Source organism: Geodermatophilus sp. SYSU D00705 (assembly GCF_054050135.1).
The window spans coordinates 24,349-44,658 of sequence record NZ_JBJGYT010000020.1 but is presented as its reverse complement, the minus strand read 5'-3'; the positions used below and the strand labels follow the sequence as shown (position 1 = coordinate 44,658).

General features: G+C 75.5%; 18 protein-coding genes. 6 read left to right on the top strand and 12 right to left on the bottom strand.

From position 1 onward, the window contains the following. Nucleotides 1-21: 21 nt before the first annotated feature. The 11 genes from ACI78Q_RS15895 to ACI78Q_RS15845 all read right to left on the bottom strand — a co-directional run bounded on the left by ACI78Q_RS15895 (nucleotide 22) and on the right by ACI78Q_RS15845 (nucleotide 10,519). Nucleotides 22-2,133 (bottom strand): acyl-CoA dehydrogenase family protein, encoded by a 2,112-nt coding sequence (locus tag ACI78Q_RS15895; RefSeq protein WP_456924377.1) that lies wholly within the window; start codon nucleotides 2,131-2,133, stop codon nucleotides 22-24. After that, nucleotides 2,130-3,143 carry an amidohydrolase family protein gene (locus ACI78Q_RS15890; protein ID WP_456924376.1) on the bottom strand — a complete coding sequence of 338 codons (1,014 nt, stop codon included), beginning with the start codon at nucleotides 3,141-3,143 and terminating at the stop codon, nucleotides 2,130-2,132. The genes ACI78Q_RS15895 and ACI78Q_RS15890 overlap by 4 nt, the downstream gene beginning before the upstream one ends. Continuing rightward, the gene (locus ACI78Q_RS15885) at nucleotides 3,140-3,532 is read right to left on the bottom strand and encodes a RidA family protein (protein ID WP_456924375.1); all 393 of its coding nucleotides are present in this window, start codon (nucleotides 3,530-3,532) and stop codon (nucleotides 3,140-3,142) included. The genes ACI78Q_RS15890 and ACI78Q_RS15885 overlap by 4 nt, the downstream gene beginning before the upstream one ends. Continuing rightward, nucleotides 3,529-4,167, bottom strand: a complete 639-nt coding sequence (locus ACI78Q_RS15880; RefSeq protein ID WP_456924374.1) for an RraA family protein — start codon at nucleotides 4,165-4,167, stop codon at nucleotides 3,529-3,531. The genes ACI78Q_RS15885 and ACI78Q_RS15880 overlap by 4 nt, the downstream gene beginning before the upstream one ends. Next, nucleotides 4,164-4,826: an RraA family protein gene (locus tag ACI78Q_RS15875; RefSeq protein ID WP_456924373.1), complete on the bottom strand. Its 663-nt coding sequence runs from the start codon at nucleotides 4,824-4,826 to the stop codon at nucleotides 4,164-4,166. The genes ACI78Q_RS15880 and ACI78Q_RS15875 overlap by 4 nt, the downstream gene beginning before the upstream one ends. A gap of 25 nt (nucleotides 4,827-4,851) precedes the next feature. Continuing rightward, nucleotides 4,852-5,526 (bottom strand): RraA family protein, encoded by a 675-nt coding sequence (locus tag ACI78Q_RS15870; RefSeq protein WP_456924372.1) that lies wholly within the window; start codon nucleotides 5,524-5,526, stop codon nucleotides 4,852-4,854. Beyond that, nucleotides 5,526-5,990 carry a MaoC family dehydratase gene (locus tag ACI78Q_RS15865; RefSeq protein ID WP_456924371.1) on the bottom strand — a complete coding sequence of 155 codons (465 nt, stop codon included), beginning with the start codon at nucleotides 5,988-5,990 and terminating at the stop codon, nucleotides 5,526-5,528. The genes ACI78Q_RS15870 and ACI78Q_RS15865 overlap by 1 nt, the downstream gene beginning before the upstream one ends. 28 nt (nucleotides 5,991-6,018) lie before the next feature. Beyond that, a complete protein-coding gene (locus ACI78Q_RS15860) occupies nucleotides 6,019-7,632 on the bottom strand; it encodes an AMP-binding protein (protein WP_456924370.1) in 1,614 nt (537 codons plus the stop codon). Then, nucleotides 7,629-8,534, bottom strand: a complete 906-nt coding sequence (locus ACI78Q_RS15855) for an amidohydrolase family protein (RefSeq protein WP_456924369.1) — start codon at nucleotides 8,532-8,534, stop codon at nucleotides 7,629-7,631. Before ACI78Q_RS15855 ends, ACI78Q_RS15860 begins: the two co-directional genes overlap by 4 nt. 5 nt (nucleotides 8,535-8,539) lie before the next feature. After that, nucleotides 8,540-9,451 carry an SDR family NAD(P)-dependent oxidoreductase gene (locus ACI78Q_RS15850; protein ID WP_456924368.1) on the bottom strand — a complete coding sequence of 304 codons (912 nt, stop codon included), beginning with the start codon at nucleotides 9,449-9,451 and terminating at the stop codon, nucleotides 8,540-8,542. Between the two features lie 153 nt (nucleotides 9,452-9,604). Next, on the bottom strand, nucleotides 9,605-10,519 hold the full coding sequence (locus ACI78Q_RS15845; RefSeq protein ID WP_456924367.1) for a PaaX family transcriptional regulator: 915 nt from the start codon (nucleotides 10,517-10,519) through the stop codon (nucleotides 9,605-9,607). A 196-nt stretch (nucleotides 10,520-10,715) separates the two neighbouring features. Here ACI78Q_RS15845 and ACI78Q_RS15840 point away from each other — a divergent pair, with 196 nt between their 5' ends. The 4 genes from ACI78Q_RS15840 to ACI78Q_RS15825 all read left to right on the top strand — a co-directional run bounded on the left by ACI78Q_RS15840 (nucleotide 10,716) and on the right by ACI78Q_RS15825 (nucleotide 15,910). Next, nucleotides 10,716-12,326: an AMP-binding protein gene (locus ACI78Q_RS15840; RefSeq protein ID WP_456924366.1), complete on the top strand. Its 1,611-nt coding sequence runs from the start codon at nucleotides 10,716-10,718 to the stop codon at nucleotides 12,324-12,326. A gap of 30 nt (nucleotides 12,327-12,356) precedes the next feature. Further along, on the top strand, nucleotides 12,357-13,868 hold the full coding sequence (locus tag ACI78Q_RS15835; protein ID WP_456924365.1) for an aldehyde dehydrogenase family protein: 1,512 nt from the start codon (nucleotides 12,357-12,359) through the stop codon (nucleotides 13,866-13,868). Next, nucleotides 13,865-15,481, top strand: a complete 1,617-nt coding sequence (locus ACI78Q_RS15830; protein WP_456924364.1) for a GMC family oxidoreductase — start codon at nucleotides 13,865-13,867, stop codon at nucleotides 15,479-15,481. The genes ACI78Q_RS15835 and ACI78Q_RS15830 overlap by 4 nt, the downstream gene beginning before the upstream one ends. Before the next feature lie 84 nt (nucleotides 15,482-15,565). Further along, nucleotides 15,566-15,910: a nuclear transport factor 2 family protein gene (locus ACI78Q_RS15825; protein WP_456924363.1), complete on the top strand. Its 345-nt coding sequence runs from the start codon at nucleotides 15,566-15,568 to the stop codon at nucleotides 15,908-15,910. A 6-nt stretch (nucleotides 15,911-15,916) separates the two neighbouring features. Here ACI78Q_RS15825 and ACI78Q_RS15820 read toward each other — a convergent pair whose 3' ends face one another. After that, the gene (locus ACI78Q_RS15820; RefSeq protein ID WP_456924362.1) at nucleotides 15,917-17,245 is read right to left on the bottom strand and encodes an MFS transporter; all 1,329 of its coding nucleotides are present in this window, start codon (nucleotides 17,243-17,245) and stop codon (nucleotides 15,917-15,919) included. Between the two features lie 144 nt (nucleotides 17,246-17,389). Here ACI78Q_RS15820 and ACI78Q_RS15815 point away from each other — a divergent pair, with 144 nt between their 5' ends. Both ACI78Q_RS15815 and ACI78Q_RS15810 read left to right on the top strand, forming a co-directional pair. After that, nucleotides 17,390-18,388 (top strand): GlxA family transcriptional regulator, encoded by a 999-nt coding sequence (locus ACI78Q_RS15815; protein ID WP_456924361.1) that lies wholly within the window; start codon nucleotides 17,390-17,392, stop codon nucleotides 18,386-18,388. 215 nt (nucleotides 18,389-18,603) lie between these two features. Continuing rightward, nucleotides 18,604-20,205 (top strand): DEAD/DEAH box helicase, encoded by a 1,602-nt coding sequence (locus ACI78Q_RS15810; protein ID WP_456924360.1) that lies wholly within the window; start codon nucleotides 18,604-18,606, stop codon nucleotides 20,203-20,205. The last annotated feature ends 105 nt before the right edge of the window (nucleotides 20,206-20,310 follow it).

Here is a 20,310-nt window from a genome sequence, read left to right as displayed (position 1 = left end):
CCGCACCCGGGCGACCCCTCGTCAGCGGGGCAGGCCCAGCGCGCGGGCCACCAGATTGCGCTGGATGTCGTTGGTCCCGCCCGAGACCACCATCATGATCGACAGCCGCAGGGACTCCTCGAAGGTCTGCGGCGCCCCGGAGTTCGGGCCGTCGGCCAGAGCCGCGGCCGGCCCCAGCAGGCCGAGCACGGCCTCGCCGAAGTCCTCCTCCAACTCGCTGCCGATGATCTTCGCCATCGCGGCGGCCGCCGGGTCGCTGCCGGCCCCCAGCGCGCGACGGGTGCTCGACGCCACCAGCGCCCGCGCCGCCTGGAGCCGGACGGCGAGCCCGGTGAGCGTGGCCCGCGCCGCCGACCCGCGCTCCCCCGCGACGGCCGGGTCGGCCCGCAGGACGCCGAGCAGGTCGTCGAACAGCCGCAGCAGCCGGGCGGTCCCCGATGCGATGTGGATGCGCTCGTGCGCCAGCGCCTCGGTGAGCACCCGCCAGCCGGCACCCGGCTCGCCGACCCGCGCCGAGTCGGGCACCCGGACGTCGTCGAAGAACGACGAGCAGGAGATCTCCCCGCCCAGCGACCGGTGCTCCTGGATGCTCCAGCCGGGCAGCCCGACCGGGAAGCAGAACACCGTGATCCCGGCGTGCGCCCGCGCCTCGGGGTCGGTGCGCGCGGCCAGCCAGATCCACTCCGCCTGGTGCGCGCCGGTCCCCCACATCTTCTGGCCGTTGACCACCCACTCCTCGCCGTCCCGGCGGGCGGTGGTGCGCAGGTGGGCGAGGTCCGAGCCGATCTCGGGCTCGGAGTAGCCGAGGTAGAACGGCATCCGGCCCCGGCTGATCAGCGGGAGGAACTGCTCCTTCTGCTCCGGGCTCCCGTGCGCGGCGATCGACGGGCCGAGCATCGCCGCCGCCACGCGGGCGCCACGCGCCAGACCGGCGTAGGTGAGCTCCTCCCCGATCGCGACCTGCTCGGCCGGTGTGGCGGCCCGGCCCCCGAACTCCCGGGGCAGCCCCGGGGCCAGGTAGCCCGCGTCGGCGAGCAGGTCCAGCAGCGCGGGGTCCTCCCCCGCCAGCCCGGCCGGCACCAGGTGGGCGATGAACGCCCGCACCTCGGCGCGGGCGGCCTCGGCGTGCTCGCCCAGGTCCAGCGGTGGCAGCCCGGCGCCGGTCTCCAGCAGCACGTCGGCCGGTTCCCCGGCGGGGGCCGGGAGCGCGGCCAGCCGGGCGACGTCGGCGTGCACGCGGCGGAACAGCCACGGCGCCTCGTGCTCCTCGAAGTAGCCGATGGCGGCGAGGGTGTGGTGGGCGCCGAACTGCACCCGGGCCGCGGTGGCGGTGGCGTGCGCGACGGCGAGCTCGGTGGCCAGCAGCCAGGCCGGATCCCCCGCGAGGCCCAGCCGCACCGCCTCGTCGGCCAGCGCGGCGAAGGCGGCGACGTCGATGGCCCCGTTCACGCAGCGGTGCGAGACCGCCTGGAACGAGCCGATCGGCCGGCCGAACTGCTGCCGCAGGTTCGCGTGCGCCAGGGCCAGCTCCGCCGACCGCCCGGCCGCGCCGTACGCGCGGGCGGCCAGCGCGAGCCGCAGCACCGCGCGCGCCTCCTCGGCGTCGGCGGCCGCCACTGGCACGGTCACCGCGCCGTCGGCGGCCAGGTCGACGTCGGACCAGGCCGGCGCCGGGGTCCCCGCGGTGGGGCGGACGGCGGCGATCGGCGCGAGCCGGGCCTCGCCGTCCCCCGCGGGGAGCAGCAGGACGTGCGTGGCCGCCGCCGCGGCCTCGACGAACCGGACGGTGCCGGTCGCGGCCTCCGCGGCCGCCACCACGGGGCGGATGCGTCCCTCGGCGACGTCGCTGGCGAGCTCGCCGCCGAGCAGCCGCGCGGCGACGTAGCCGTCGGCCAGCGGCAGCGGGCAGGCCAGCCGGCCCAGCTCGCCCGTGATGGCGAGGAGCGCGTCGAGGGCCCCCTCGGCGCCGAGCTCCGTCCAGCCCTGCCGGACGGCGACGTCCCAGGCGGCCCGCAGCCCCGCGTCGCCGGCGTCCGGGCGCCCCGCGGCCTGCGGGGCGTCCCAGGCCGGCTGCAGTGCGCCGGCGACGGTGGCCCGCAGGTCGGCGAGCTCCTCGACGGCGAGCGCGGTCATGCCCCCTGCGGTCCCTTCCAGCGGCTGAACACCGTGCGCGCGTTCTGCTCGAAGACGGCCGCGCGGTCCTCGTCGGTCAGCGTGTCGATCGACTCGATGACCGGCTTGAGGTCGTCGAAGGGCCGGCCGGTGTCGGGGTCGGTCACCGAGCCGCTGCCCGGACGCTCGGTGCCGAACAGGCAGCGGTCGGCGCCGACGGTGGCGAACAGGTAGGCCAGCGAGGCCTTGTCGTAGAGGACGGTGTCGAACCACAGCCGCCGCAGCGAGACCTCGAACCGCTCCTCGAGGACGTCCTTGCCGAGGCCCGGCGCCTGGCGGGCGGCCTTCCAGCGGCCGATCTGGTACGGGACCGACCCGCCGCCGTGCCCGACGATGATCTTCAGGTCGGGGAAGTCGAGCAGCGTGCGCGAGCGCATCAGCGAGAGGACGGCGATCGACTCCTCGGTGATGAAGTGGTCGCTGTAGACCTCGCGGCCGTTGTAGCAGCCCGCGGAGTGGATCAGCGCGGGGACGTCGAGCTCGACCAGCTTCTCCCACAGCGGGTACCAGAACTCGTCGCCGAGGGTCGGGGTGTCCCCGCCGGTGCCCTCGTACGGGTCGGGGTTGAGGCTGACCCCGATGAAGCCGAGGTCCTCCACGGCGCGGGTCAGCTCGTCGAAGCAGGACTCCACCGGCGCCCCCGCGCACAGCGGCAGTCCGGCCACCCCGGCCAGCCGGTCGGGGTGCAGGGCCACCGAGCGGGCGATGACGTCGTTGTTGGCGCGGATCCAGCGGTGCACGATCTCGGCCGGCTTGGCGGAGTGCATCTGCTGGAACGGCCGCGGGGAGATGAACTGCACGTCGGTGCCGACGCCGTCCATGATCGCCACGTTGCCGGCCGCCGAGGCGGCGAGGGCCTCGTCGGTCAGCTTCGGCGGGTCCTGGTGGTAGCCGCCGCTGCCGAGCAGCTGGGCCCGGTAGGCGTAGAACACCTCGGGCGCGACGACGTGGGCATGGGCGTCGATGATCACGGGGTCTCCTCGGTCACGTAGGCGATGACCTCGCACTGCACGTGGAAGGCCGGCGGCAGGTCGCCGGGGACGGTGTGCCGCGCCGGGCGGGCGGCGGGGTCGGGGAACATCGCGAGCCAGTGCTCGTCGATGGCGGCGCGCGCGGAACGGTCGCGCACGTGGAAGGTCAGCTTGGCCACGTGGTCGGTGGTGGCCCCGCCGGCCGCGAGGACGCGGCGCAGGTTGGCGAACACCAGCGCGACCTGGGCGGCGACGTCGTCGGGGAGCTCCCCGGTCGCCGGGTCCTGGCCGAGGATGCTGCTGGAGACCAGCAGCGGCCCGACCCGGCTGGCCATGGGGATCGGCACCCCGCCGTGGTGCAGGCCCTCGACCTCGATCGACCGTCTCACTGCGATCCTCCCGGCAGGCCGAACAGCTCCAGCGTGGTCGCGCCGGCGCGCAGCTGCTCCATCGCGTCGGCCTCCTTGCGCTCGCGGGCCTCGCCGGCGGCGACGGCCGCCTCGGCCTGGCCGGCCGGGACGACGACCACCCCGTCGGCGTCGGCCACGACGAGGTCACCCGGTGAGACGAGGACGTCGCCCAGCCGCAGCCGGCCGCCGATCGCGCCGGGGCGCAGCGGGTCCTTGACCGTGCCGCGGATGCAGGTGCCGGTGCTGAACACCGGGAACCCGAGCCGCTGCATCTGCACCGCGTCGCGCACGCAGCCGCCGATCACCAGGCCGGCGATGCCGCGCTCCTGGGCGGCGGTCGCCATGATCTCGCCCCAGTAGCCGAAGTCCTCGCCGGTGCCGACCTCGACGACCAGCACCTCGCCGGGGGCCGCGGTGTAGATGGCGCGGTGCAGCCAGAGGTTGTCGCCGTCCGGGCAGAGCACCGTCGCGGCGGGGCCGGCGATCGGCGGCTGCTCCCGGTACAGGGCGCTGATGGACGAGGGCAGCGCGCCGATGCGACCGGCGGCCTCGTGCACGGTCGAGGCGCCGAGGTGCGCCGCCCGCGGGACGAGGTCGGTGCTCCAGCCGCTCACCGGGCGCCGTTCGCGCGCTGCAGCTCGTGGTAGCCCTGCGCGGCCCGCGCGTCGCGGAGGCTCGCGCCGGCCAGCGCGGCGGCGAGGATGGCACCCTCGCGCTCCTCGATCTCCCGGGCGACGGCGAGCACGTCCTGCTCGTACTCGACGGGGATGACGACCACGCCGTCGTCGTCGCCGACCAGCAGGTCACCGGCGCGCACGCGGATGCCCGCGACGCTCACCGGCGCCCCGACGTCGGAGACGGTGACGCGGTCCTTGCCGGTGCGCATGAACCAGCCGCGGCTGTAGACCGGGTAGCCGATGTCGCGGGCGCGGTGCACGTCCCGGCAGACGCCGTCGATGACCGTGCCGGCCACGCCGCGGGAGGAGGCGACTGCGGTGAGGATGTCGCCCCACACGGTGCAGTCCTCGCGGCCGCCGTTGTCGATCACCACGACGTCCCCGGGCGGGACGTCGTCGACGAAGTCGCCGACGGTGCCGGGCGGCCGGCCGGTGGCCACGTACCGGACGGTGAACGCGCGGCCGAGCAGCCGCTGCCCGGGCGCCAGCGGCTTGACGCCCTGGCAGGCGGCGGGCAGGGCCAGGCGGTCCATCGCGTCGGACAGCGCGGCCGTCGGGAGCCCGGCGAACTCGGAGGCGGGCAGCAGCTCGCTCATGGGGTGGGGCGCTCCTGGGGGCAGGTCACTGGGGGCTGGGGAACTGCGAGTCGTGCATGACGTCGACGACGGAGCGCCCGGAGCGCACCGCGGCGACCATGTCCCGCTCGCGGGCGGCGATCCGCTCGGCGAGCTCGACCACGCGCTCGGCGAGGTCGGCGGGGACCACCACGGCGCCGCAGACGTCGGCGACCAGCAGGTCGCCGGTCCGCGCCGGGACGCCGCAGACCGTGATCTCCTCGTCCATGCCGAGCTGCACGATGCGGCCGCGGGCGCTGGTGGGGACGACGGCCCGGCCGAACACCGGCAGCCCGAGCTGCTCGCTCTCGCCGATGTCGCGGCAGGCGCCGTCGATGACGATCCCGGCGATCCCGGCCTGGGTGGCGGCGGTGCTGAGGATGCCGCCCCAGGAGGAGACGTCGGTGCGACCGCCGGCGTCGACGAGGACGACGTCCCCGCGCTCGGCGGTCTCGATCAGCTGGGTGCCGAGGTGGACCGTGGGCCCGGACCCGGGCTCCTTGGGGCCGACCCGCAGCGTGCGGACCCGGCCGACGACGACCCGGGGCACCGGCCACAGCGGCCGCACCCCGGAGAGGACACCGGCGCGCCCGTAGCCGTCGAGGGCGTCGGACAGCGCGCAGGTGTCGAGGGCCGCCAGCCGGGCCGGCAGGGAAGCCGGCCCGGCCGGCGAGCCGCTCATCAGACGTACTGCCGGACCACGATGGTCGCGACGCAGGCCGGCTTGGTGCCGCCCTCGGTCTCGAAGGTGACCGTCTGCTGGATCTGCACGCCGCCCTTGATCTCGGTGACCTCGTCGACGACGGCCTTGGCGCGCAGCTTGGCGCCCACCGGCACCGGCGAGGGGAAGCGGACCTTCTCCGTGCCGTAGTTGACGCCCATGCCGAAGCCGGTGAACTCGGTCAGCTGCGGCAGGAACCGCGGGATGAGCGAGAGGGTCAGGTAGCCGTGGGCGATCGGGCCGCCGAAGGGGCTCTCCTTCTTCGCCCGCTCCACGTCGACGTGGATCCACTGGTGGTCGCCGGTGGCGTCGGCGAACAGGTTGACCATCTCCTGGGTGATCTCGACGTACTCGGTCGGGCCGAGCTCCTTGCCGACGAGGCTCTTGACGCCCTCGACGCCGTCGACGCTGATGGGGGTGGCCATGGGGTCCTCCTAGGGGTGTGTGCGTGGACTACTGGGCGGACTCGGCCAGGCGCCGAGCCCAGGACAGGTCGGCCTTGCCGGACGGGCTGCGCTTGAGCTCGTCGACGACGACCAGTTCGCGGGGGCGCTTGTGGTCGGCCAGCCGCTCGCCGACGTAGGACCGCGCCTCCTCGTCGGTGAGCTGCGCGCCGGGGCGCAACGCGACGACGGCGACGATCCGGGAACCCCACCGCTGGTCGGGGGCGCCGACGACCATGGCGTCCCGGACGGCCGGGTGGGTGAGCAGGACCTGCTCGACCTCCTCGGCGTAGACCTTCTCGCCGCCGGTGTTGATGACCCGGCTGCCGCGGCCGTGGAAGACCACGGTGCCGTCGGCGTCGATGCTGGCCATGTCGCCGGGGACGACCCACCGCCGCCCGCCGAACTCGCGGAAGGTCTTGGCGGTCGCCTCGGCGTCGCCCTGGTAGCCGATGTGCTCGTCGACCGGCGCGGCCAGCATCCCGATCTCACCGGAGCCGGCCGCGATCGGCCGGCCGGTCTCGTCGATGACCTGCGCGCCCGGGAAGAGCTGGAAGCGCGCGGTCTCGGTCGGGTCGCCCCGCCGGGTCTCCTGGACGGCGTAGGGACCGCCCTCCGAGGAGGCGACGAGGTCGCGGCAGACCATGTCGGCGTGGTGGAGCAGCCGCTGCTTGACGTCGGCGCTCCAGGTCACCCCGACGCTGATCATCAGCCGCAGGGTCGACAGGTCGTACGGGCGGCCGGCGGCCTCGGCGGCGTCGAGCGCGTCGGCCAGCGGCCGGGCGAAGACGTCACCGACGATCGACACCGTGTCGACCTGCTCCCGCTGCACCGTGGCCGCGAGCTCGTCGGGGTCGTAGGACTTCGACGCGAGGTAGACCACCCGCCCGCCGGCCAGCAGCGCGCCGAAGGTCGTGTACATGCCGGTCGCGTGCATCAGCGGCGGCGCAGGCAGGCACACCATCGCGTCCCGGTCGACGCCGAGCCGCTGCAGCGTGGCCCGCAGCTCCTCCAGCGACTGCGGGAGGCGCTCCCCCAGCAGCAGCAGCCCGTTGGCGCTGCACGTGGCGAACAGCCCGGAGTGCCGGGACAGCACGCCCTTGGGCTTGCCGGTGGTGCCGCCGGTGTACATCAGCCAGTGGTCGTTGCCGCGTTGGATGCGCGGCGCCGGCTCGGCGGCGGACAGGGCCTGCTCGTAGTCGGCCGCCCACGCGGGGACGTCGTCCGGCGCGCCGACCTGGACCAGCGCGGTCAGCTTCGGCAGCGCGCTCCGGGCCTCGCCGAACCGCTCGGCCAGCGAGGCGTCGAAGACGACGGCCTCGGCCTGCGCGTCCTCCAGCAGCTGCACGATCTCGTCGCGGCGGTACCGGTAGTTGACGTTCAGCGGCACCGCACGCAGCTTGAGGATCGCGAAGACGCTCTCCAGGTACTCGATGCCGTTGTAGAGCGCCACGGCCACCCGCGACTCCGGGCCGATGCCCTGGGCGGCGAGGTGTCCGGCGAGCCGGGACGCGCGCTCGTCGAGCTCGGCCCACGTGCGGCTCCGGTCGCCGTGGCTGACCGCCAGCCGGTCGCGCCGGAGGTCCCCCACCGTCTCCAGGACGGTCGCGAAGCTCTCGTTCACGCCCCGTTCCCGGAAGCGGTGAGGCCGACGGGCCCGAGGCCGAAGAGCTTGGCGGCGTTCTCCTTCATGATCTTCGGCCGGACCTCGTCCTTGATCGAGATCGAGTCGAAGTCCTTCATCCACCGCTCGGGCGTGATGACCGGGAAGTCGGACCCGAAGAGCACCTTGTTCTTCAGCAGCGAGTTGGCGTACTGCACCAGCTGCGGCGGGAAGTACTTCGGCGACCAGCCCGACAGGTCGATGTACACCTGCGGCTTGTGCGTGGCCACCGACAGCGCCTCGTCCTGCCACGGGAAGGACGGGTGCGCCAGGATGATCTTCATGTCCGGGAAGTCGACGGCGACGTCGTCGACGTGCATCGGGTTGGAGTACTTCAGCCGGATGCCGCCGCCGGCGCGCTGGCCGGCGCCCACGCCGGTCTGGCCGGTGTGGAACAGCGCCACCAGGTTGTGCTCGGCGATGACCTCGTAGAGCGGGTAGGCCATCCGGTCGTTCGGGAAGAACGCCTGGGTGTTCGGGTGGAACTTGAAGCCCTTGACCCCGTACTCGGTGACCAGCTTCCGGGCCGCCCGCACACCGGCCGCGCCGCGGGCCGGGTCGATGCTGCCGAAGGGGATGATGACGTCGCTGTGCTCGGCGGCGAGCTCGGCGACCTCCTCGTTCGTGGGCACCGGCTCCTCACCGGTCTGCGACACGCTGTCGACGCCGAAGGCGACCGCGGCCATCTTCCGCTCGCGGTAGTACTCGGCCAGCTCCGGCAGCGAGTACTCGGGCATCTTGCCGATGCCGAAGTACTCCCCCATGTCCTCGGCCCCGGCGCTGCGCGGAGCCGTGCCCCGCACCGACTTGTGCACGTGGGTGTGCACGTCGATGGCGACGATCTCGTCCAGGTTGATCCCCATGCCGGTCACTTCCCCGCGGGCTGGCCGGGGACGGTGTCCGGCTTGAAGGGCTGCAGGTGCGGCTGGAAGGTGGTCGGGAAGGCCTCGGCCAGCGCGTCGGCGCTCCAGCCGCCCTCGCGGACCTCGACCGCGACCTCGGTCGGGTGCGACCAGATCGCGATCCGGTCGCCGCCGGCGGCGATGGCCTGGCCGGTGACGCCGGCGGCCTCGTCGGAGGCGAGGAAGACCACGAGCCCGGCGACGTCGTCCGGGGTGCCCAGGCCGCTGGCGCGGACGTCGGCGGGCAGCTGCTCGCCCCGCTCGGCCATCTCCACCAGCTCGGCCATGCCGGGGATGGTGGCGACCATGCGGGTCAGGGCGACGGGGATGACGGCGTTGACCGTGGTGCCGCTGCGCTCGAGCTCGGCGGCCCAGGTGCGGACCAGGCCGACGATGCCGGCCTTGGAGGCGGTGTAGCCGGTCTGGCCGAAGCTGGCGCGCTGGCCGGCCGGCGAGCCGATGAGGATGAGGCGGCCGTTGCCGCCCTGCTCCTTGAACTGCCTGGCGGCGGCCCGGCCGCAGGTGAAGGTGCCGCGCAGGTGGGTCTCGACGACGACGTCGAAGTCGGCGTCCTCCATCTTCAGCAGCGTGCGGTCCCGCAGGACGCCGGCGTTGGTGACCATGATGTCCAGCCGGCCGAACTCCCCGACCGCCTTGGCGACGAGCGCGTCGGCGGCCTCGGTGGAGCCGATGGCCGAGCCCTCGGCGACCGCGGAGCCACCGGCGGCCTGGATGGCCTTGACCGTCTCCTCGGCGAGCTCGACGTCGAGGTCGTTGACCACGACGGCGGCGCCGGCCGCGGCGAGCGCCTTGGCGTAGGCCTGGCCGAGGCCGCGACCGGCCCCGGTGACGACGGCGACCTTGCCGTTCAGCTGCATGGGAGTCCTCTCGAGAGCGTGGCACGGGGGCGCACGGGGTATCCGGGCGGCACGCGCCGAGCACCTGCCGCCTCCGGCAAGTTATTCACTTTCGTGGCGGACGTCAACGCACGAGCGCAGAAAGCGGAAGCCCCCGGGACGCCGCCCCGCGGGTCAGCCCGCGTCGGCGTCGGCGCCGCCGAGGTGTTCCACGAGGCCGGCCGCGATGGCCGCCGCGCCCCGGTCGTACCGGGTCCGCAACCGCAGGGCGACGTGCTCGGCGCGCACGGCCGGCCAGTCCGCCGGCAGGTACTCCACCGGCAGCCCGGGGTCGTGGCGGCCCAGCAGCGTCCACTCGCCGAGCAGCCACAGCTGGCGGGCGAGGTCGTCCGGCGCGTCGGGCAGGGGGTCGGGCCGGTCCCAGCGGGCCAGGAACTGCTCGTAGCCGCGCGCGATCGTGGCGACGTCCCAGGCGTCGTCGATGAGGTCGGGCACCTGGGTGGGGGCGGCGACCGAGGCCCGGAACACCTTGAGGTGGTCCAGGACGTCGAGCTTGCGCACCAGCGCCTCGACGTCCACCTGGCGGGGGGCCACCCACAGGCCGTTCTGCAGCATGCCGAACCCGGCCCACTGGAGGCGGGACCGCAGCAGGTGGCGGTCGGCCCGGCGGCTCTCGGGGAGGGAGAAGCCGAGCAGCGTCCACTGCCCGTCCCAGGTCCGGTTGACCGGCGAGCGCCAGGCGCGCTCGCCGCCCTCGGCGAGCTCGGCACGGGCCCGCGGCGTGGGCGACAGGAAGATCCGCTTGCCGCGGCGGTGCCGTTCGAGGGTGCCGCGGCGCAGCATCCGGCTGACGGTGGACCGCGCCGCGTGCTCCCCGACGCCGACGCGGGCGAGGGCGTCGATGAGACCGAGGGTCGGGACGGCGAGCCCGGGCTCGGTCAGGTGCACGCCGCAGAACATGAGCACGTGGGTCTGCGGCCGCACGTGCGCGGGGGCCAGCGGATCGCCCTCGCCCAGGCCCGGCACCGTCTCGCGGACGTCGGGTGCGAGGTCGTCGTCGCCGGGCGGGCTCGGCGCCACGGTTGTCACGGCGCCGGACTCCACGACGCCGGTGCGGACGTGCTCCTCATCGTGCACTCCTGCCGTTGCGGGACGATTCGCGACGAGCGGGTGACCACGCCCGGGCAACCCCGCTTTCCGCGGGGCGGCAGAGCCGTCTCCCACCGCCGCGACGGTGGGAAACAAGATACGCAAGATCGTGACGATCGCCAGTACTGTGCCTCTCATGGAGGAGAATCTGGCGACGATCCTCGAGACCGTGGCCGACCAGCTCGGCGACTCCGTCGCGGTGGTGCAGGGCGACCGGGTCCGGACGTGGGCGGAGCTCGACGACCGCGCGGCCCGCCTCGCCGCCGCCCTGGCCGCCCGCGGCGTGACCGCCGGCGACCGGGTCGGCATCGGTCTGTGGAGCAGCCCGGAGTACGTCGAGGCGGTGTTCGCCGCCTGCAAGCTCGGCGCGACGCCCTTCAACGTCAACTACCGCTACCGCGCCGCGGAGCTCGGCCACGTCCTCGCCGACGCCGGCGCGGCGGCGCTGGTCTTCGACGGGTCGACCGCGGCCGTCGTGGCCGAGGCCGCGACCGGGCTGCCGGCCCTGGTCCGGGTCGGCGCCGCCGCCGAGCACGCCGTCCCCGTCGGGGAGGACCTCGAGCAGCTGCTCGCCGGCACCGCCCCCCTCCCCCGCACCGCCCGCCCCGACGGCGACTGGCTGCTCTACACCGGCGGCACGACCGGCCTGCCCAAGGGCGTCCTGACCCGCCAGTCGACGGTGTTCGCGGTCAGCTGCGTGCCCAACGGGTTCGCCAAGTTCGGCATCCCGGCGCCGCGCACGGTCGACGAGCTGGCCCGGCGCGCCCGCGAGTCGCGCGCCGAGCCCGACCGGCTGGTCACCTACACCCCGACCCCGCTCATGCACGGCACCGGCATCTACACGACCCTCGGCACCCTGGTGGCCGGCGGCCGCATCGTCTTCCCGGCGTCGCGTTCCTTCGACCCCGACGAGATGGCCGCAGCGGTGGCCCAGCACCGGGTCACCGACCTCGTCATCGTGGGCGACGTCTTCGCCCGGCCCCTGGTCACCGCCCTCGACGCGGCCGCCGCCGCGGGGCGCCCGTACGACCTGTCGAGCCTGCGCCGGGTGGTCTCGGTCGGCGCGGTGTTCAGCGCCGAGAACAAGGCGGCCCTGCTCCGGCACGCCGACGTCGACATCACCGACGTCGTCGTGGCCTCCGAGGGCGGGCCGTACGCGGTGTCCCTCACCCGCCGCGGCGAGGTGGCCCCCACCTCGCGGTTCGTCCTCGCCCCGGGGGCCCGGCTGCTCGACGAGGACGGGCGCGACGTCGTCCCCGGCTCGGGCCGGGTGGGTGTCCTGGCCGCCCCCGCGCCGCCCGAGGTGCACTACGCCGGCGACGCCGCGGCCAGCAACGGCACGTTCCGGGTCGTCGACGGCGTCCGGTACTCCGTGCCCGGCGACCTCGCCCGGCTGGAGGCGGACGGCTCGCTGGTCTTCCAGGGTCGCGGCAGCCGGGTGGTCAACACCGGCGGGGAGAAGGTGCAGCCCGAGGAGGTGGAGCAGGTCCTCCTGCGCCACCCCGCGGTCCGGGACGCGATCGTCGTGGGCGTCCCCGACGAGCGCTTCGGCCAGCGCATCACCGCCGTGGTGGCGCTGGACGACGGGCAGGAGGTGAGCGCGGAGCAGCTGCGCGCCGCCGTGGGCGCGGAGCTGGCCGACTACAAGCGGCCGCGCGAGGTCGTCTTCGTGCGGGAGGTGCACCGCTCCCCCGCCGGGAAGGCCGACCTGCGCTGGGCCGGCCGGGTGGCGCGCGGCGAGGACTGACGCCGCTACCCGTGGGTAGCCTCCGGTGCCATGTCGCTCGCGCAGCCGCTGGACGCCGACCCCGCACCCACCGCCCCGACGTTCGAGTCCACCGACCCGGCCTCGGGCGCGGTCGTCGGCGTCTTCCCCGTGGACGACGCCGCGGCGGTCCGCGCGGCGGTCGGGCGGGCCCGCGCCGCCGCCGTCCCGTGGGCCGCGCTCGGCTTCGACGGCCGCCGCCGGCGGCTGGCCGCCTTCCGCGGCTCGCTGGCCCGCCGCCTGCACGAGCTGGCCGACCTGGTGCACCGGGAGAACGGCAAGCCGCACGCCGACGCGATCCTCGAGATCAGCCTCGCCGTCGACCACCTGGCCTGGGCCGGCGCCCACGCGCGCAAGGTGCTGGGCCCGCGCCGGGTCAACCCGGGGCTGCTGGCCGCCAACCACGCCGCCTCCGTGGAGTACCAGCCGCTCGGCGTGGTCGGGGTGATCGGCCCGTGGAACTACCCGGTGTTCACGCCGATGGGCTCGATCGCCTACGCGCTGGCCGCCGGCAACGCGGTCGTCTTCAAGCCGTCCGAGCACACCCCCGCGGTGGGCGCGTGGCTCGCCGCGGCGTGGCGGGCGGCCGTCCCGGACGCCGCCGACGTCCTGCAGGTGGTCACCGGGGCCGGGGAGACCGGGGCGGCGCTGTGCCGGGCCGGGGTCGGCAAGCTGGCCTTCACCGGCTCGGCGCCCACCGGCCGCAAGGTGATGGCCACCTGCGCCGAGACCCTCACGCCGGTGCTCATGGAGCTCGGCGGCAAGGACGCGATGATCGTCGACGACGACGCCGACGTGGCCGCCGCCGCCGACGCGGCCGTGTGGGGCGCGATGAGCAACGCCGGGCAGACCTGCATCGGCATCGAGCGGGTCTACGCCACCGAGCGGGTGTACGACGCGTTCGTCGCCGAGGTCACCGAGCGGGTGCGCGGGCTGCGGCCGGGGTCCGACGACGGCGCCGCCTACGGCCCGATGACCATGCCGACGCAGACCGACGTCGTCCGGCGGCACGTCGAGGACGCGGTCGCCGCGGGCGGGCGGGTGCTCGCCGGCGGGACGGTCGACGGGCGGTACGTCGCGCCGACGGTCCTGCTCGACGTCCCGGAGACCTCCGCCGCGGTGTCCGAGGAGACCTTCGGGCCGACCCTCACCATCAGCCGCGTGCGCGACGCCGAGGAGGCGCTGGCGCGCACCAACGCCAACCCGCACGGCCTGGCCGGCGCGGTGTACTCGCGGTCGCGGGCCCGGGCGATGGACCTCGCCAGGCGGATGCGCACCGGCATGACGTCGGTGAACTCGGTGCTCACCTTCGCCTCGGTGCCGGCGCTGCCCTTCGGCGGGGTGGGCGAGAGCGGCTTCGGCCGGATCCACGGGCCGGACGGCCTGCGCGAGTTCACCCGGGCCAAGGCGATCACCCGCCAGCGGGTGCCGTTGCCCGTCAACCTCATGAGCTTCGGCCGACCCGCCGCGGCCGCCGACGCCCTGGCCCGGGTCATGGGGCTGGTGCACGGACGCCACCGGTGAGCGCTGCGGAGGAGGACGGCGGGACGTTCGACGTCGTCGTCGTGGGTGCGGGCTCGGCCGGCTGCGCGCTGGCCGGGCGGCTCAGCGAGGACCCGTCGCGGCGGGTGCTGCTGCTGGAGGCCGGGGGCTCCGACGACGTCCTCGAGGTCCGGGTGCCCGCGGCCCTCTACAAGAACTGGCGCACCCGGCGGGACTGGAACTACACGACCGAGCCACAGCCGGGCCTCGGCGGGCGCCGGCTGTTCTGGCCGCGGGGCAAGCTGCTCGGCGGGTCGTCGTCGATCAACGCGATGATCTACGTGCGCGGGAACGCCCGCGACTACGACGAGTGGGCGCGGCTGACCGGCGACCCGTCGTGGTCCTACGAGCACGTGCTCCCGCTGTTCCGGCGGATGGAGGACAACGCCCGCGGCGCCGACGGCTTCCACGGCACGGGCGGGCCGCTGCGCGTGGAGGACCCCCGCTCCCCGCACCCGTGGTCGCGGGCCGCCGTCCAGGCCGCGGTCGCCGCCGGCCACCCGCGCAACGACGACTTCAACGGCGCCGCCCAGGACGGCGCCGGCCTGTACCAGCTCACCCAGCGGCGCGGCCGGCGCTGGTCGGCCGCCGACGCCTACCTGCACCCGGCCGCGGCCCGGCCGAACCTGACCGTCCGGACCGGCGCGCTGACCACCCGGGTGCTGCTCTCCCGCGGACGGGCCACCGGCGTCGAGTACCGGCGCGGCGGACGGACGCACACCGCGTCCGCCGCGGAGGTGGTCCTGGCCGGCGGGGCGGTGAACTCCCCGCAGCTGCTGATGCTGTCCGGCATCGGCCCGGCCGCCCACCTGCGCACGGTCGGCGTCGACGTCGTCCACGACCTGCCGGGGGTCGGCGGCGGCCTGCAGGACCACCCCCTGGTGCCGGTCGTCTGGCACACCCGGACGGGGCGGTCCCTGCTGCGCGGCGAGTCGCCGTCGGGCTACGCGCGCTGGTTCGCCGCCCGCCGCGGCCCGCTGTCGTCCAACCTGGCCGAGGCCGGGCTGTTCAGCCGCTCCCGGCCCGGGCTCGACGCGCCGGACCTGCAGCACCACTTCCTCCCGGTCAAGTTCTGGCGGCAGGCGGAGGTCGACCCGGACGTCGACGCGTTCACCGCCGCCGCCGTCCTGGTGCGGGTGCACTCCCGCGGCACGGTGCGGCTGCGCTCGGCCGACCCGGCCTGGGCACCGGCGGTCGACCCCGGCTACCTCACCGACGGCCGCGACGTCGACGCCCTGGTCTGCGGGGTCGAGCAGGCGCGGGAGGTCGCCGAGACCGGCCCGCTGTCGGCCGTCCTCGCCGAGGAGTGGTCGCCCGGCGGCACGGTGCGCGGCCCCGACGGGCTGCGGCGGGCGGTGCGGGAGACCCTCGAGTCGCTGTACCACCCGGTCTCCTCCTGCCGGATGGGCACCGACGCCGAGGCGGTGGTCGACCCCACGCTGCGGGTGCACGGCCTCGAGGGGCTGCGGGTGGTCGACGCCTCGGTCATGCCGACGCTGGTGCGGGGCAACACCAACGCGCCGACGATCATGATCGCCGAGCGCGCGGCCGACCTGATCGCCGGGCGCACCCTCGACCCCGCGCTCACCGGCTGATCCCCGGGCCGCGGGGCCTGTGCAGCGCGGCCGACCGGGAGCATGCTCGCACTCCCCCGACAGCCGACCAGCTCAGGAGCAGCCATGGCCCGGACACCCCAGGAGATCTTCGCCGACCACGTGGCGGCGATCGGCGCCGGCGACGTCGACGCGATCGTCGCCGACTACGCCGAGGACGCCGTCGTCATCACCCCCGACGGCGTGACCCGGGGCCGGGACGGCATCCGGCAGGTCTTCACCACGCTGCTCGGGGAGATCCCCGACGCCCGGTGGGACGTGCCCACCCAGGTGTTCGAGGGCGACGTCCTGTTCATCGAGTGGACGGCGGTCGCGGAGAAGGCCCGGGCCGAGGGCGTCGACACCTTCGTCTTCAGCGGCGACTCGATCCAGGTGCAGACGGTGCGGCTGACGCTGGAGCGCACCGCCTGACCCGGCTCAGCCGTGTGCCTGGCCGGCCGCGGCCTGCGTCGGTGACGGCGGCAGGCCCACCTCCGGCCCCCCGGCCGGTGCGGGCCGGCGGCGGATCGCGATCGACATCGCCGCGGCCGCCAGGCACAGCGCGCCCGCGCCGAACCAGGCGAGGTCGTAGGAGCCGGTGACGTCGCGGATGACGCCGCCCCCGTACGCGGCGAACGCCGACCCGACCTGGTGCGAGGCGAACACCCAGCCGAAGACCACCGGCGCCCGCGCGCCGAAGTGCTCGCGGCACAGCGCCAGCGTCGGGGGCACCGTGGCCACCCAGTCCAGGCCGTAGAAGACGATGAACGCGATCATGCTGACCTGGACGTCGGGCCCGAACAGCGGCGGCAGCAGGAACAGCGAGAAGCCGCGCAGCGCGTAGTAGGCCAGCAGCAGCACCCGCGGGTCGACGCGGTCGGTGAGCCAGCCGGAGAACACCGTCCCGGCGATGTCGAAGATCCCGACGACGGCCAGCAGACCGGCCGCGGTGGTCACCGGCATGCCGTGGTCGTGCGCGGCCGGGATGAAGTGCGGCTGCACCAGCCCGTTGGTGGACAGCCCGCAGATGAAGAAGCCGCCGGCGAGCAGCCAGAACGGCCGGCGCTGGACGGCGTCGGCCAGGCCGCGCACCGCCGTCCGCGCCGCGCCGGTGCGCACCAGGGGAGGCTCGTCGGCCGGCGTCCCGCCGTAGGGGGCGACGCCGAGGTCGCTCGGCCGGTCGCGCAGCAGCCACGCCACCAGGGGGACGACGGCCAGCGCGGCGGCCGTGGTGCCCAGGGACGCCGAGCGCCAGCCCCAGTTCTCGTCCGCCCAGGCGACCAGGGGCAGGAACACCAGCTGCCCGGTGGCGCCGCCGGCGGTGAGGATGCCCGACACCAGCCCGCGGCGGGCGACGAACCAGCGGCCGGTGACCGTGGCGACCAGGGCCAGCGCCATCGACCCGGTGCCCAGCCCCACCAGGAGCCCCCACAGCAGGACCAGCTGCCAGCTCGCCGTCATGAACACGGTCAGGCCGCTGCCGGTGGCGGTCAGCAGCAGCGCGCCCACCACGACCCGCCGGATGCCGAAGCGCTCCATCAGGGCCGCCGCGAAGGGCGCGGTCAGCCCGTACAGCGCCATGTTGACCGCGACCGCGGCGGAGATGGTGGACACCGACCAGCCGAACTCGGCCCGCAGCGGCTCAATGAGCACGCCGGGCACCGCGCGGAAGGCGGCGGCGCCGACCAGGGCCAGGAACGTGACCGCCGCGACCCACCACGCCGGGTGGACGCGGCGGGCGGAACGGCGGTGGTCGGTCGTCGTCACGACGACGAGCATGACCGACCGGCACGGCCGACCGACAGTGGCCCGGAGGCCAACATGTGCAACGATCCGGCCATGCCACCAGGCCCGAGTCCGGCCATGCCAACAGGCCCGGGTCCGGCCACGCCCCCAGGCCCGGGTCCGGCCGTGCCCCCGCGTGCGGACCGGCACGAGGTCGCCGTCCTGGCGCTGCCCAACACCATCGCCTTCGAGCTCGGACTCCCCCACCGGCTGCTCGAGTCCGCCGTGGACGCCGACGACCGGCGCCTCTACCGCGTGCGGGTGGCCACCCTCGACGGCGGGCCGGTGCGCACCTCGGCCGGCTTCGACGTGCTGCCGCAGCACGACGTCTCGCTGCTCGACGAGGCCGCCACCGTCGTCGTCCCCGGGGTGTACGGCGGCACCGCGATGAGCGAGGGGACGCTCCCGGCCGAGCTCGGCGAGGCCCTGCGGGCGGCCGCGGGGCACGCCCGCATGGTGTCGATCTGCACCGGCGCCTTCGTGCTCGCCGCCGCCGGGCTGCTCGACGACCGGCCGGCCACCACCCACTGGATGCACGCCGCGGCCTTCCGGCGGCTGTTCCCCTCGGTGCACCTGGACCCCGGTGTGCTCTTCGTCGACGACGGCGACGTGCTGACCTCCGCGGGCAACGCCGCCGGCATCGACCTGCTCCTGCACCTCGTCCGCCGCGACCACGGCAGCGAGGTGGCCAACCGGGCCGCCCGGCGCAACGTCGTCGCCCCCTGGCGGGAGGGCGGCCAGTCCCAGTTCGTCGAGCGCCCCCTCCCCGAGACGGGCGAGACCGGCACCGCGGCCACCCGCGCCTGGGCCGCCGACCGGCTGGCCACCCCGCTCACCCTGGCCGACCTCGCCGGGCACGCCCGGATGAGCGTGCGCACCTTCACCCGCCGGTTCCGTGAGGAGACCGGGCTCTCGCCGCTGCGCTGGCTGGCGGGGCAGCGGCTGGCCCTGGCCCGCCAGCTGCTCGAGTCCACCGACGCCCCGATCGACCGGGTCGCCGTGGACGCCGGGTTCGGCACCCCGGCCTCGCTGCGACAGCACCTGCGGGCCAGCATCGGCGTGGCCCCCGGCACCTACCGGCGCGCCTACCGCGGCAACGGTGTGACCGGACACTCCCCGGGGTGAGGGCACAGACACCCTCCGCGTCTGGTTGAGTACGACGTACCGGCGCCGCCCTCCGCTCATCCGGAGCTGCAGGACTCGACGTCGGACCGAGGCTGCGCCACCGAGGCGCGCCCGGTTGCCCGACGTCCCGCTGACGACGTGAGCCCGCGCAGGTGCGCCGGCGCTCGCGGTCGCCGGGTCGCCCGGGGAGCCACACCGAGCGTCAGGACACCCAGATGACCTCGCACGACCCCGCCACGCCCACCGCCGACAGCGCCGCCCCGCGCCCCCGCCGCCGCGGCAGCCGCGGCCGCGGCCGCCCCGCCGGTGCGCAGCCGGCCGGCGCGCAGACCCGCCCGCAGCCGGACCCGGTGCCCGCCGCCGTCGTCCCCGCCGGGGACGACGCCACCGTGCTGCCGACCGACACGACCTTCGCCGCCCTCGGCGTCCCCGCCCCCCTGGTCGAGGTGCTCACCGCCAGCGGCATCACCGCGCCCTTCCCGATCCAGGTTGCCACGCTGCCGGACACCCTGGCCGGGCGCGACGTCCTCGGCCGCGGCCGCACCGGCTCCGGCAAGACCCTCGCCTTCAGCCTCCCGCTGGTGGCCCGGCTGGCGGCCTCCACCAGCCGGCGGCAGCCGAAGCGGCCGCGGGCGCTGGTCCTCGTGCCGACCCGCGAGCTGGCCAACCAGGTGCTCGCCGTCGTCGACCCGCTGGCCCGGGCACTCGGCATGAAGGCCACCACCGTCTTCGGTGGCGTCGGCCAGAACCCGCAGGTGCAGGCGCTGGCCGGCGGCATCGACGTGCTCATCGCCTGCCCCGGCCGGCTCGAGGACCTCATCGGCCAGGGCCACGCCGACCTCGGCGCGGTCGAGGTCACCGTCCTCGACGAGGCCGACCACATGGCCGACCTGGGCTTCCTGCCCGGCGTCAAGCGCCTGCTCGACCGGACGCCGAAGATCGGCCAGCGACTGCTGTTCTCCGCCACGCTGGACAACGGCGTCGACGTCCTGGTCAAGCGCTACCTGTCGAACCCGACGACGCACTCGGTGGACCCCGCCGTCGCACCGGTGTCGACCATGACCCACCACGTGTTCCGGGTGGACGCCGCCGACAAGGCGCAGGTCGTCAAGGAGCTGGCCTCGGGGCTCGGCCGCAGCGTGCTGTTCACCCGCACCAAGCACCAGGCCAAGAAGCTGGCCAAGCAGCTCACCGCCGCCGGCGTGCCCGCCGTCGACCTGCACGGCAACCTCAGCCAGAACGCCCGCGAGCGCAACCTCGAGGCGTTCAGCAGCGGGGACACCCGGGTGCTGTGCGCGACCGACATCGCCGCCCGCGGCATCCACGTCGACGACGTCTCGCTGGTCGTGCACGTCGACCCGCCGGCCGAGCACAAGGCCTACCTGCACCGCTCCGGGCGCACCGCGCGCGCCGGCGCCGGTGGCACCGTCGTCACCATCGCCACGCCCGACCAGGCCGGCGAGGTGCGCACCCTGGCCCGCCAGGCCGGGATCACGCCACAGGTGTCGGTCGTCAAGCCCGGCGCCCGCGAGATCGGCGAGCTGACCGGGCCGGCCGCGCCCTACGTCGAGCCGGCCGCGGCACCGGCGCCGCAGCCCCAGGGGCAGGGCGGCGGCCGGCGTCGGCGGGGCGGCGGCGGGAACGGTGCGGCCGCCGCCGGCGGGCGCACCGCGACGACGGGCACGGCCGGTACCGGCAGCCGTGGCGGCTCGGGCCGTCCGGCCGGTCCGGCGCGCACCCGCGCAGAGCTCGCCGCCCGCGCGGGCACCCACTCCGCCGCGGGCTTCAGCGGCCGCTCGCGCCGCGGCGGGCGCTGACCTCCCGGGGGCCGGCCGGCGACGGCCGGCCCCCGGGTGGTGGGCACGACGAGGGGCGACCAGAGTGTGGGCGAACCCCGTCCCACCTGATCAGCGAGGTACGCC

What these genes read in the sequence shown, in the direction of transcription:
- ACI78Q_RS15850 (WP_456924368.1), bottom strand. Translation starts at nt 9,451, where the DNA reads ATGCAGCTGAACGGCAAGGTCGCCGTCGTCACCGGGGCCGGTCGCGGC.
- ACI78Q_RS15840 (WP_456924366.1), top strand. Translation starts at nt 10,716, where the DNA reads ATGGAGGAGAATCTGGCGACGATCCTCGAGACCGTGGCCGACCAGCTC.
- ACI78Q_RS15855 (WP_456924369.1), bottom strand. Translation starts at nt 8,534, where the DNA reads ATGGGGATCAACCTGGACGAGATCGTCGCCATCGACGTGCACACCCAC.
- ACI78Q_RS15835 (WP_456924365.1), top strand. Translation starts at nt 12,357, where the DNA reads ATGTCGCTCGCGCAGCCGCTGGACGCCGACCCCGCACCCACCGCCCCG.
- ACI78Q_RS15865 (WP_456924371.1), bottom strand. Translation starts at nt 5,990, where the DNA reads ATGGCCACCCCCATCAGCGTCGACGGCGTCGAGGGCGTCAAGAGCCTC.
- ACI78Q_RS15810 (WP_456924360.1), top strand. Translation starts at nt 18,604, where the DNA reads ATGACCTCGCACGACCCCGCCACGCCCACCGCCGACAGCGCCGCCCCG.
- ACI78Q_RS15825 (WP_456924363.1), top strand. Translation starts at nt 15,566, where the DNA reads ATGGCCCGGACACCCCAGGAGATCTTCGCCGACCACGTGGCGGCGATC.
- ACI78Q_RS15875 (WP_456924373.1), bottom strand. Translation starts at nt 4,826, where the DNA reads ATGAGCGAGCTGCTGCCCGCCTCCGAGTTCGCCGGGCTCCCGACGGCC.
- ACI78Q_RS15870 (WP_456924372.1), bottom strand. Translation starts at nt 5,526, where the DNA reads ATGAGCGGCTCGCCGGCCGGGCCGGCTTCCCTGCCGGCCCGGCTGGCG.
- ACI78Q_RS15895 (WP_456924377.1), bottom strand. Translation starts at nt 2,133, where the DNA reads ATGACCGCGCTCGCCGTCGAGGAGCTCGCCGACCTGCGGGCCACCGTC.